Source organism: Acidaminococcus sp., from assembly GCF_050873445.1.
Classification (GTDB): Bacteria; Bacillota; Negativicutes; order Acidaminococcales; family Acidaminococcaceae; genus Acidaminococcus.
Genome location: NZ_JBNMIU010000062.1, coordinates 1 through 11,403 on the forward strand (window position 1 = coordinate 1; position 11,403 = coordinate 11,403).

An 11,403-nucleotide genomic window follows, 5' to 3' on the forward strand; every position below is an offset into this window, starting at 1 on the left:
ATACCACATACACATGATTGTGTTCAATAGGTTGGGTCTAAAATGAACACGTCAATTTTAAAGGATTCAAATTGTAGGCTGTCCAATTTTGTGGGTAGGTACTACTCTTAAAAAGTGTCCATACTTATGGGTACAGTATACTAACCACTAACCACTAACCACTAACCACTAATGATTTTACAGCCCTTTCTTCGTTTCCTCCAGCAGCTGCATCTTCATGGTGTAGTACTTGGGACTCATATCCAGGAAATGGGTATGGGGATTGGTGAACCGCTGTTCTTCCGGCCAGATTTCGTTATCCAGCTGCCGGCGCACATAGCGGCGGATTTCCTCCAGGGACGGAGACGGATGGATCCGTTTCCCCTTCTCCAGCACCGGTTCCTGCAGTTCCCGGAAGGTGCAGTTCCTGAAGCTCATCTTCTTCCAGGGCCGCTGGGTATCCACGAACGAGAATTCCGGCTGTTTGCGGGGATCTTCATCCAGCATGGTCAACAGATCCGCAATGGCATGACCCGTCCTGTCGTATACTCTCCAGGCCCGTTTCCGGCCCGGATTGGTGATTTTCTCGAAGGTTTCGGAAATCTTGATTTTGGGAATGATGGCCTTGTCTTTATGCACGGCCACCAGCTTGTACACGGCACCGAATACCGGATCGCTCTTGGCCGTGATCAGCCGTTCACCCACCCCGAAGGAATCCACGCAGCCGCCCTGTTCCAGGATGGAGCTGATGGTATATTCATCCAGGGAGTTGCTCATGACGATGATGGCATCGGTCAGCCCGGCATCATTCAGCATCTTCCGTGCTTTCTTGGACAGGTAGGCCAGGTCACCGGAATCGATGCGGATGCCTTTCAGCCGTTTGCCCATGGGTTCCAGTACCTCTTTGGCTACCCGGATGGCATTGGGCACGCCGGAATCCAGCACATCGTAGGTATCCACCAGCAGGATCGCGTTGTCCGGATAGATTTCGGCAAACCGCTTGAACGCCGTATATTCGTCATCATAATACATCACCCAGCTGTGAGCCATGGTGCCGCTCACCGGGATGTTGAACATCTGGCCTGCCAGTACCGTAGCCGTACTGTCCGCCCCGCCGATGTAGGCAGCCCGGGCACCGTACACAGCTGCATCCATATTTTGGGCCCGGCGGGCACCGAAGTCCGAAACTCCTCTGCCCTGGGCTGCTTTCACGATCCGCTGGGCCTTGGTAGCAATCAGGGACTGGTGGTTGATTTCGCACAGGATGGCGGTTTCCACCAGCTGGGCGTCAATCAGAGGGGCATACACCGTCAGCAGCGGTTCATCAGGATAAATGATGCTGCCTTCCGGCATGGCGTACACATTGCCCCGGAACTGATAGGTTTTCAGCCACTGCAGGAAGGGTTCGCTGAATACGTGCAGGCTGCGCAGGTAAGAGATATCTTCCGTGGAGAAGTGCATGTTTTCCAGGTAATCCAGCACCTGTTCCAGACCGGCAAAGATGGCAAAGCCGCCCCCGTCCGGATTGTTCCGGTAAAATACATCAAAGGAAACGTAATCGTCCTGATTCCGTTCCTTGTCTTCAAAATACCCGTTGGCCATGGTCATCTCGTACAGGTCGAAAACCATGGACAGGTTCCGTGCGTCAAACTGTTTCATCTTTCTCCGCCTTTCCAGGTACAATATTTGCTTCCTATTCTATCACAATCGCTCGTTTTCGGAAAATACAATTTTTATTTCCATCTTACCACATGCCCAGCACTTTGCCCCACAGGCAGCCCACGCCGCCCCAGATCAAGATGGAGAATACCGACAGGATAAAGCCGATTTCCCACCACCGGTTCTGGGAAAGGTAGCCCGCTCCGAAGAAGATGGGTGCCGGACCGGAGCCATAATGGGTCAGGCAGCCGAACAGGCTGCTGAACCAGGCCAGTACATAGGCCGCCATGGTAGGCGGTGCCCCGGCGCTGGCCATGACACTGAGGAAAGCGGCATACATGGCGCTCACATGGGCCGTACTGCTGGCAAACAGATAGTGGGAATAGAAGTATACCACTGCCAGGATGCCCATGGCCACCAGGCCATTGTCCCCGGCCACCAGTTTGCTCATCTCCTTGCTGAACCAGGGGATCATCCCCTTGCTGTTCAGGAAATTGGCCATCATCACCAGGATGGCAAACCAGACCAGGGTATCCCAGGCCCCTTTTTCACTTTTTACATCGTCCCAGGTAAGTACTCCGGAAAGCAGCAGAAGGCAAAGGCCCAGAAAGGCTGTCAGGGTTTCCGAAAGGCCGATGTAGCGGCCCCCGGCCCACAGCACAATCAGGAATACGAAAATGGCAGCCATGGCCTTTTCCGCCCCTTTCATGGGCCCCATCTCATCCAGTTTCTTCCGGGCCAGGGCCGGTGCTTCCGGAGTTTCCTTTAATTCCGGCGGATTCAGCTTGTAGATCACCAGGGGATACAGGACCAGGGAAATCACTGCCGGGACGCAGGATGCCACCAGCCAGCCGCCCCAGGTCATGGTCACTCCCAGCAGTTCACCGGAAAAACTGACGGCCATGGGATTGGCAGCCATGGAAGTGAGGAATACGGCGGAAATCACCACGTCGCACTGGAACACCACAGGGATCAGGAAGTTGCCCAGTTTTTTCTCCGTGCCGTTCCCGGGATCGGAACCGAAGGCCAGGTTCAGGGACTGGACGATGGGTGCCAGGATGCCTCCGGCCCGGGCCGTATTGCTGGGCATGGCCGGTGCAATCACCAAGTCACTGGCAACCAGGGAATAGGCCAGGAACAGAGGTTTTTTGCCGAACCGCTCCACGAACAGATAAGCAATGCGCTCCCCCAGCCCGGTCTTCACGATGCCCCGGGAAATAAAAAAAGCCACCACAATCAGCCAGATGGTAGGGAGACTGAATCCGCTAAGTGCGTCTTTCAGCGTCAGGGTTTTGGTAAGGCACAGGGCCACCATCCCCAATAGAGCCATGACTCCCATGGACATGGGTTTCAGGATCAGCCCCACGATGGTAGCAGTAAAAATGCCGAATACGTGCCATCCGGCCGGGGCCAGATCGCCGGGAGGCGGGACCAGGAAGGTCAGTGCTCCCAGGAAGAAGCAGAAAAAAAGTTGTGTCCATTTTTTAGACAGAGTCATGCAAACGCCTTCTTTCAGACAAATGAGTAGCTGTGAAAATGTATAATGTATACCTTTCTATTTTACCTTATTATGCAAAGAAAAAACAGGGGCTTGTGGAAGTCCCTGTTTTTTCTAATGGAACAATCGGTCCAGCAGGCTTCCCAGGCTGCTGTGCCTGGGCTGAGGTGCGGGCACCGGCTGCTGGGCCGGTGCCTCCTGGGCTGGTGTTTCCCTCTGTTCATTGGCTTTCCGGGTACTGGCATCCAGCCTGCCCACCTGTTTTTCCAGGCTGGCCAGGCTGTTCTTCAGGTTCGTATCGTCATAGCGGGTCCCCACGATGTCCCGTTTCATGCTGCGTACTTCTTTTTCCAGCAGCAGCTGCTGGCTGTCCAGACGCATGTACAGCCCAACAGTACAAACAAGATTCAAGCCCAGCAGTGCAATCAGGATTTTCTGAAATTTGGTCATGACAGGGCGCTCCTTTTCAAGATTTGTCTTATTGTATCCCCTGGGTGTGGAAAAGTCCATACATTTTATGCTGTCTTTTATTTTTCTTCTGTTTTTTCCAGCTGGTCCAAGGCAGCTTTACAGGCTTGCGCATTTCCATGCTTGACCAGACGGGCAAAGCGCCGGATCAGATCCCACTCTTCATCATAGGCGCGGAGCTGATGCTGAGGGCGGACAGAACTGCCGTCTTTGGTACTGCCTTTAGGGCGTCCTGCACCTGGCCGACGTCCTCCCCACTGTTTCTTTTCTTCTACCATTTATTCTTCCCTCCCCAGGCCAAAATAGACCACCCAGGCGCTGATTGATACCGCCTCAGGCGAGCCCTTTTATCCAGCTACTCCAGTCCATTGATGCAGAGCTGAGCAGCATTCCGATGACAACGACTGCTTTTGATGATTTGATTATACTGCGTTTTGTGATTATTGCTCAATACTTAGGTCAATTATAGTCCGGCCTTAACACCCCCGGATGGTGGCCACATTGCTCTGGATTTCCGCAACAGTTGCGGCAGGTTCCAAAGTAGGTAGTAGCCATATACATCACCTCATTTCAGACATGAAAAAAGCACCAGACATGATTGCGAGGTGCTATCAGTTATTCAATATGTACAGGTGAATCGTTCCAATCAAAATCATTAACCTTTTTATACAATTCGAAGCTCTCGCGTGCATGTTCAGGAGCTTTATCTGTGAGAATGAATCGATCATGTTTTTTATCAATGACATACCAGTTGTCGTCATCCATCCAGTCCATACAAGTATGATATCGTGCCGACATTCTGTTCATACTCACACCCCCTTTTTAATAATTTTACGATATTCCTCGAAGTATTTCAAGACAAATTGACTGTCATTTCCGCTACGCATTGCTACCCACAATTCACTAGTAATTTCTATTCCTTTTTTTCCAGCCGCAGCATATCGAGAAAGATTTTTCTTTAAAAAGACAACCAGCTCTTGTTTTTCTAACCCCGTTACTCTCTTGATAATATGAGCAGCGTTTACTTTGTAAACAAAATCCAAAGCGTGACCAAACTCATGATCTATGATTGACTTATATGTTGTCCCTTTTACAAACCAACCATCGTCCACAAGTTTCTGGTACTCATCCTCTAGTCGTTTTTTATTTCGATACGCATCGGCATTGATGGAGATTATACGGCCATTAGTTTCCGCAAAATCATCACTGTTCAAATGTCGTGCCAACTCGAGAGTCAAAGGATGCTTAGCATCAGCAACCCCAGGAAACTCCATTAAATTCCGGCTCAAGGTGTCAATAGATTCTTTGATAAGTTCGATGTCCCCATCAAATTTCTTGAACCCAGATAAAGCAATCCCTTTCTCGCTGGCATAATCTCGCAATTCCTTATATTGTTCTCGAGTAATGACATTATTCGGATTTGGAGCTGGCCACTCTATGCCTTTATCATCAGTAGCCATTTTAGGGATTTTCTCCCCATCATACACCTTTACCGTGTCCCCACCGTTGGTTCCTGGGGTAATATCCACCAGGACTGCCTTGCTGGCATGGGGATTCTTTGGCAGCTTCTGGGTCTTCACGACGTACTTTTCTTCCCATTCCGGATAGGTCATATCCGCAGGGACGTAGCAGCTTTTGCCCTTGGTTGTCCTGGCAATCCGGGTGCCGCCACGTTTGTGGCCATTCTCTGGCCCATACAGGCTTCCAGCGATGGCAGGGTTGGGTGCAAGGACGGCAGATTGTCCCCTGGGAAAGCTTCTACGTTTATGATACTTTGACCCGACAAATCGGCGTTATGCGGTTAGCCAGCGTTGGGTAGATATAGTCCAATGGAAACTACGATTCCTTCACCCCGCAAACTGGCTGTTGTACAGCTCCTTGTAGAACCCACCCTGGGCCATCAGGCTTTCGTGGGTACCCTGCTCGATGATTTTCCCGTCCTTCATCACCAGGATCCGGTCCGCGTTGCGAATGGTGGACAACCGGTGGGCCACGATGAAGCTGGTCCGCCCTTCCATCAGTTTGGCAAATGCATTCTGGATTTTCACTTCCGTCCGGGTATCGATATTGGAAGTGGCTTCGTCCAGGATCAGCATAGGCGGCAGGGCCAGCATCACCCGGGTGATGCACAGGAGCTGTTTCTGGCCGGCGCTCAGGCTGTCATCGCTGATGACCGTATCCAGCCCTTTTGGCAGTTTCCGGATGAACTCCCAGCTGTGGGCCTCCCGGGCTGCCTGAATGATTTCTTCCTCGGTAGCCTCCGGCTTGCCGAATGCGATATTCTCCCGCACCGTCCCCTGCTTCAGCCAGGTTTCCTGCAGCACCATGCCGTAGGTCCTCCGCAGGGAGTGCCGGTCCACCTTCGCTGCATCCTGCCCGTCGATGGCAATAGTGCCCCTGTCCACCTCATAAAACCGCATGAGCAGGTTGATGAACGTACTCTTGCCGCAGCCGGTGGGTCCCACGATGGCCGTAGTCTGACCCGGCTGTACCTGGAAATTGAAATTTTCAATGAGGGGCTTTTTCTTATTATAGGAAAAAGCCACATCCTGGATTTCCACGCTGCCGGCTTTGAAGTGCAGCTGCCGGTCCGGGTCCAGGCTCTGGGGCGTTTCCTCAATCAGGGCAAACACCCGGGCAGCGCAGGCCAGGGCGTTCTGCAGTTCCGTCACCACCGAGCTGATGTCCGTAAAGGGCTTCATATACTGGTTGGCATAGTACAGCAGCACAGTGAGCCCGCCTACGGTCAAACCGCCGCTGAGGATCCGCCAGCAGCCCACCAGGGCCACCAGGGCATAGATCAGGTTGTTCACCGCCCGGGTGGAGGGATTGGTCAGGCTGCTGTAGAACAGAGCCCCCTGGGTGGCCTCCTGCAGCTGCTGATTCAGGACTTTGAAGTCGGCAGAGGCTTTGGCCTCATGCTGGAAGGCCTTCACCACCTTTTCACTGCCCACCATTTCGTTGATGAGCGCCGTCTGCTGGCCCCGGATGGTGGTCTGCCGCCGGAACATGCTATAGGACCGGCTGGCGATGAATCTGGCCACCACGAAGCTGAGCGGCGTCAGCACCATCACCATGAGAGAAATCTCCCAGTGAGTGGCGAACATAAAGTACAGGGTCAGGACAATGGTGATACCCCCGGAAAACAGCTGGGTAAAGCCCAGCAGCAGGCCGTCGGACAACTGGTCCACATCGGCGATGACCCGCTGCACCAGGTCCCCGGTGCTATGGCTGTCCAGATACGAAAGGGGGAGCTGCTGGATCTGCCGGATGGCCTTGCTGCGGATGTCCCGCACCGTGCGGTAGGCAAGCTGATTGTTGATCAGGTTCATGGCCCAGGTAGCCAGAGCGGACAGCACCACCAGCAGGAGGATTTGCGAAGTGTACCACCCCACCAGGGCAAAGTCCACCTTGTCCGGCCCCAGGATGCCATCGATGGCCCGGCCGAACAGCACGGGCACATAAAGCTGCAAGGCCACGGAAAGCCCGGCCAGCACAATGCTTTCAACGAGCAGATGGCGGTAGGCGTCTATAACCTGCCAGACTTTTTTCAACGTTGCCAGGCTGGATTCCTGTTTCATGGCCATCTCAGCCCACCTCCTTTCCGGATTGTTGTCCTTTCAGCCGTTCTCCCGGATACTGGGAGTCAAAGATTTCCTGGTACACCGGACAGCTCTGGAGCAGCTGGCTGTGAGTGCCCTTCCCCACCAGCCGGCCGTCGTCCAGCACCAGGATGGTATCCGCATACCGTACGCTGCTGGTACGCTGGGACACAATGAACACGGTGAGCTCTCCCTCCAGGTTTTTGATGGCCTGGCGCAGGTGGAGATCCGTGGCAAAGTCCAGGGCACTGGCCGAATCATCCAGGATCAGGATGTCCGGCCGTTTCACCAGGGCCCGGGCAATGGTCAGCCGCTGTTTTTGGCCGCCGGAAAGGTTCCTGCCCCCCTGTTCCACTACCGCTTCCAGCTGCCCCTCCTTGCCCAGCACCACATCTTTGGCCTGGGCCACTTCCAGGGCTTTCCACAGGTCTGCATCGGTTGCCTTTTCATTGCCCCAGCGCAGGTTATCCCGGATGGTCCCCTCGAACAGCACCGCCTTCTGGGGAACCAGGGCAATGTGCTTCAGAAGCTCCCCCTGGGGATAGTCCCGCACATCCCGGCCGAAGACTTCCACCCGGCCTTCCAGCACATCATAGAACCGGGAGATCAGATTCACCAGCGTGGATTTGCCGCTGCCGGTGCCGCCGATGATGCCCACGGTGCTGCCCCGATGTGCGGTAAAATCGATGTGTTCAAGGGCCGGAGCCCCGTCGTTATATTGGAACGTCACGTTGCGGAAGGCCACGGCCGGTACCTCCGTCCCTGCCGGTGGAAGGGCATCGTTGTGACGGGGATAGACCATCGTGCTGCGGACGGTCAGGATATCCTGGATCCGTTTGGCACAGGCAACGGATTTGTTCATGGTCACCACCAGGCTTCCCAGTTTCACCAGTTCGATGATCATCTGGGCCATGTAATTGTACATTGCCACCACATCGCCCTGAGCCAGACAGCCCAGCTGTACTCGCAGAGCCCCCTGACGGATCAGCGCCACGGTGGCCAGGTTCACCAGCAGATACGTGGCTGGAGTCATCAGTGCCGACCAGCGGCCCACCTGCAGGTTTCTGCGGGTCACATCATCGTTTCGGCCATCAAATTCCTCCACCTCACCCTGTTCCCGGCAGAAAGCCCGGATCACCCGCACGCCGGTCAGGTTCTCCCGGGTGGTCTGGAGCAGCCTGTCCAGCGCTCCCTGTACCCGTGTGAAGAGCGGCACACTGTGCACCGTAATACCCACCACGATCAAAAGCAGCGGGATGGCCACCACGAATACCAGGGCGCTGGGCACATCGATAGTAAAAGCCAGCACCATGGCCCCGAACACAATAAACGGGCTCCGCAGCAGCAGCCGCAGACCCATATTGAGGCCGGTCTGTACCTGGTTGACGTCACTGGTCAGCCGGGTGATCAGGGTATCAGTACCCAGGTTGTCCAGCTCTTTGTAGGAAAGCCCCTGTACATGGTCGAACAGGGCCTGGCGCAGTCCGGTAGTAAAGCCCACACTGCCCCGGGCGGCAAAGAACTGGGCCGTAAAGGAAAAGCCCATGCCCAGCACCATCAGAGCCAGCAGGGCTCCAAAGCACTCCAGCAGGAATCTGCCATCGGCGTCACCCAGGCCCCGGTCGATCATGGCAGCGATTACCAGGGGCACTGCCAGGTCCATAAGGGCTTCCAGCAACTTGAACAGGGGAGCCAGCAGGCAGTCCTGGGTATAGCCTTTGAAATAGGGAAGGAACGATTGCATCATGACACCTCGATGAGAAAAATAGATTCTTTCATATCATATCATACTTCCGCCAGTTCTGTCTGATACGCAAAAAAAGACGGCCCCTCCAGGAGGCCGCCCTTGAATCCTGAGACAATGCTCAGTACGCTTGCAAGAACCGTTTGAAGAATTCCACACTGGGCCGCAGGGCATCCACCGGGATCTTTTCATTCACCTGGTGGGCCGCTCCCCAGCGCTCATCCTGTACATGGCCGGAAAACAGCAGGATGTTGTCCGTAATGTTCCGGTAATAGTGGCTGTCGGTACCCCCCAGCATCAGGAAGGGCACGGTCTGCACCCGGTCGCCGTACAGATCCGCCAGGACTTTTTCCGCTACCTTGACCCCGTACCCTTCCGGATCGGAAGCCGGCAGCGGATCCCGTCCGGAAACGTGGCGGATGGCCACACCCTCCGGCAGGAACTGTTTGAAGTAGGCAGTGACGCTCTCGATGGTATCCCCCTGCATCACCCGGACGCTCATCTGGGCCGTGGCCAGGCTGGGCAGTACGTTGGGCTGCTGGCTGGCGCCGGCCATGGTGAAAGCGATGGTGGTATGCAGCAGGGCATCCAGCCGGGGATCCTCCTGGGCCAAGGCGCACAGCTCATCCCAATGGCCTTCCGGATCAGCGAAGATTTCTTTTTCTTTCCCTGTTTTCAGAGGTGCTGCCCCTGCCAGCTGGGCTTTGGCCAGCGGCGTCAGGCGGTACGGGAAAGGATGGCCCTCGATGGCCACGATGGCTTTGGCCAGGGTGCCCAGGGCCGTACCTTTGCCCGGACGGCTGGAGTGGCCGCCGGCGGACCGGACGGAGATCTCAAAGTTCACAGGAGACTTTTCGGCAAGGCCCATGCGGGCTTCCAGCTTATCCCCGGCAGGGAACAGGCAGCCGCCCTCATCTACCACGGTACCCAGGTGCACGCCCTTGCGTTCCAGGTTGCGTGCCAGCTTTTCGGCCCCGTCCACATCGTTCTCCAGATACACCTCTTCCGCGTAGCCCAGAGACAGGTACAGGTCGTAGGCGGGCCGCCAGCCTTCCGCCAGCAGGGCTTCCACCGCTTCCAGCTCGCTGAGCAGCAGATGCTTGCAGTCGGTAGTTCCCCGGCCGCAGAGGCAGCCGTCAATGATTTCACCCCCGAAGGGATCAAAGGACCACTGGCTGCGGTCCCCGATTTCCACCACATCCTGGTGGCTCATGAGCAGCAGGGGCTTTTTCCCGCTCTCCGTTCCTTTCAGGTGGAACTGCAGCCCCGCCTGCCCCACTTCTTCCAGCTCCATCTCGGCGAAGATGTGGGGATAGAATTCCCGGAAGGCCTGATGCAGCTTATCGAACTGCTGCCAGTCCACTTTGTCCACATTGGCGTTGCTCACAGTGGCACACTGGATGAACCGCTGGAGATGGGCCGCATATTTCTTGTCTTCTTCCGTCAGTGCCATGTGTCAGTCCCTCTTTCTTACCAGGCCGGTTCCAGGTTGCCCTTGCAGTTCTTTTCGATGTATTCCTTCACCACAGGGCTCTGGAAGATCTTCACGAATTTCTGGTAGGTGGGGTTGTCCTTGTCTTCTTCCCGGGCAGCGATGATATTCACATAGGGGCTGGTGTTGTCTTCCTTGGCGATGGCCAGTTCCGGAGCCAGTTTGGCACTGTTGGCGTAACCGGCGTTGATGACGGAAGCCGTGGTGGCATCCAGGCTGCGGGGCAGCTGGGCAGCTTCCAGTTCCACGATCTGCAGATGCTTCGGATTTTCGGTGATGTCGTTCACGGTCAGTTCCGTCGCTTTCACGTCCGGGTTCACTTTCAGCAGGCCCAGTTTGCTCAGCAGCAGGATAGCCCGTCCGCCGTTGGAAGGATCATTGGGGATGGCGATTTTGGCACCGTCAGGAATATCCTTTACGTCCTTGATTTTGGTGGAATACAGTTTCAGGGGAGCCAGGTAGGTCTTGCCGATGCTCACCAATTTGGTGCCATTCTTCTTGTTGAAGGCCAGCAGGAAGGGTTCATGCTGGAAGGAGTTTAAATCGATGTCCTTCTGGGCCAGGGCCTGGTCCGGAGTCACGTAATCACTGAAGGTCTTGACTTCCACGGTCAGCCCCTGTTTGGCGGCTTCCTTCTTCACCACTTCCATGATTTCTTCCGAATAGCCCGGAGTAATGCCCACGGTGATGGTCTTCTTTTCCGCAGGGGCAGCTGCCTTCTTGTCGCTGCTGCCGCAGCCGGCCACCAGACCGGACAGTGCCAGTACCGCAACGGTACCGATGATCCATTTTCTCAGTTTCATTGTACATCTCTCCTTTGTTTTCCTTCAGGGAGTGCAGGCCAAAATCAAAACTACCCGTATAACGGGTAGTTTGCTCTGCGGCTATAAGCCGCGTTACCTGCCTCGGCCTTAAGGCCCTAGATTTAAAGGCTACCAACCGCACTACATTTCCTGGCAGC

General features: G+C 55.2%; 10 protein-coding genes. All 10 read right to left on the reverse strand.

Annotation, left to right across the window (positions count from 1 at the left end; translation table 11 throughout):
- Nucleotides 1–177: 177 nt before the first annotated feature.
- The 10 genes from ACR0QW_RS09690 to ACR0QW_RS09735 all read right to left on the reverse strand — a co-directional run bounded on the left by ACR0QW_RS09690 (nt 178) and on the right by ACR0QW_RS09735 (nt 11,245).
- Nucleotides 178–1,638, reverse strand: a complete 1,461-nt coding sequence (locus ACR0QW_RS09690; protein WP_432643462.1) for a nicotinate phosphoribosyltransferase — start codon at nt 1,636–1,638, stop codon at nt 178–180.
- An 85-nt stretch (nt 1,639–1,723) separates the two neighbouring features.
- Nucleotides 1,724–3,136 carry an anion permease gene (locus tag ACR0QW_RS09695; protein WP_432643463.1) on the reverse strand — a complete coding sequence of 471 codons (1,413 nt, stop codon included), beginning with the start codon at nt 3,134–3,136 and terminating at the stop codon, nt 1,724–1,726.
- 114 nt (nt 3,137–3,250) lie between these two features.
- Nucleotides 3,251–3,586: a hypothetical protein gene (locus ACR0QW_RS09700; RefSeq protein WP_432643464.1), complete on the reverse strand. Its 336-nt coding sequence runs from the start codon at nt 3,584–3,586 to the stop codon at nt 3,251–3,253.
- A gap of 77 nt (nt 3,587–3,663) precedes the next feature.
- A complete protein-coding gene (locus ACR0QW_RS09705; RefSeq protein ID WP_432643465.1) occupies nt 3,664–3,882 on the reverse strand; it encodes a hypothetical protein in 219 nt (72 codons plus the stop codon).
- 337 nt (nt 3,883–4,219) lie between these two features.
- Nucleotides 4,220–4,411, reverse strand: a complete 192-nt coding sequence (locus tag ACR0QW_RS09710) for a hypothetical protein (RefSeq protein WP_432643466.1) — start codon at nt 4,409–4,411, stop codon at nt 4,220–4,222.
- Between the two features lie 2 nt (nt 4,412–4,413).
- Entirely contained in the window at nt 4,414–5,184 is a 771-nt protein-coding gene (locus tag ACR0QW_RS09715) for a hypothetical protein (RefSeq protein WP_432643467.1), read from the reverse strand.
- Nucleotides 5,185–5,451: 267 nt separating this feature from the next.
- Nucleotides 5,452–7,185, reverse strand: a complete 1,734-nt coding sequence (locus ACR0QW_RS09720) for an ABC transporter ATP-binding protein (RefSeq protein WP_432643470.1) — start codon at nt 7,183–7,185, stop codon at nt 5,452–5,454.
- A gap of 7 nt (nt 7,186–7,192) precedes the next feature.
- Nucleotides 7,193–8,950 (reverse strand): ABC transporter ATP-binding protein, encoded by a 1,758-nt coding sequence (locus ACR0QW_RS09725; RefSeq protein ID WP_432643471.1) that lies wholly within the window; start codon nt 8,948–8,950, stop codon nt 7,193–7,195.
- Between the two features lie 121 nt (nt 8,951–9,071).
- Entirely contained in the window at nt 9,072–10,403 is a 1,332-nt protein-coding gene (locus tag ACR0QW_RS09730) for a M20/M25/M40 family metallo-hydrolase (protein WP_432643468.1), read from the reverse strand.
- 17 nt (nt 10,404–10,420) lie between these two features.
- Nucleotides 10,421–11,245, reverse strand: coding sequence for a MetQ/NlpA family ABC transporter substrate-binding protein (locus tag ACR0QW_RS09735; RefSeq protein ID WP_432643469.1), 825 nt, complete (start codon nt 11,243–11,245; stop codon nt 10,421–10,423).
- Between the last annotated feature and the right edge of the window lie 158 nt (nt 11,246–11,403).

Coding starts and splice junctions, on each gene's coding strand:
- ACR0QW_RS09700 (WP_432643464.1), bottom strand. CDS start 3,586: ATGACCAAATTTCAGAAAATCCTGATTGCACTGCTGGGCTTGAATCTT.
- ACR0QW_RS09705 (WP_432643465.1), bottom strand. CDS start 3,882: ATGGTAGAAGAAAAGAAACAGTGGGGAGGACGTCGGCCAGGTGCAGGA.
- ACR0QW_RS09695 (WP_432643463.1), bottom strand. CDS start 3,136: ATGACTCTGTCTAAAAAATGGACACAACTTTTTTTCTGCTTCTTCCTG.
- ACR0QW_RS09720 (WP_432643470.1), bottom strand. CDS start 7,185: ATGAAACAGGAATCCAGCCTGGCAACGTTGAAAAAAGTCTGGCAGGTT.
- ACR0QW_RS09735 (WP_432643469.1), bottom strand. CDS start 11,245: ATGAAACTGAGAAAATGGATCATCGGTACCGTTGCGGTACTGGCACTG.
- ACR0QW_RS09690 (WP_432643462.1), bottom strand. CDS start 1,638: ATGAAACAGTTTGACGCACGGAACCTGTCCATGGTTTTCGACCTGTAC.
- ACR0QW_RS09725 (WP_432643471.1), bottom strand. CDS start 8,950: ATGCAATCGTTCCTTCCCTATTTCAAAGGCTATACCCAGGACTGCCTG.
- ACR0QW_RS09730 (WP_432643468.1), bottom strand. CDS start 10,403: ATGGCACTGACGGAAGAAGACAAGAAATATGCGGCCCATCTCCAGCGG.
- ACR0QW_RS09710 (WP_432643466.1), bottom strand. CDS start 4,411: ATGAACAGAATGTCGGCACGATATCATACTTGTATGGACTGGATGGAT.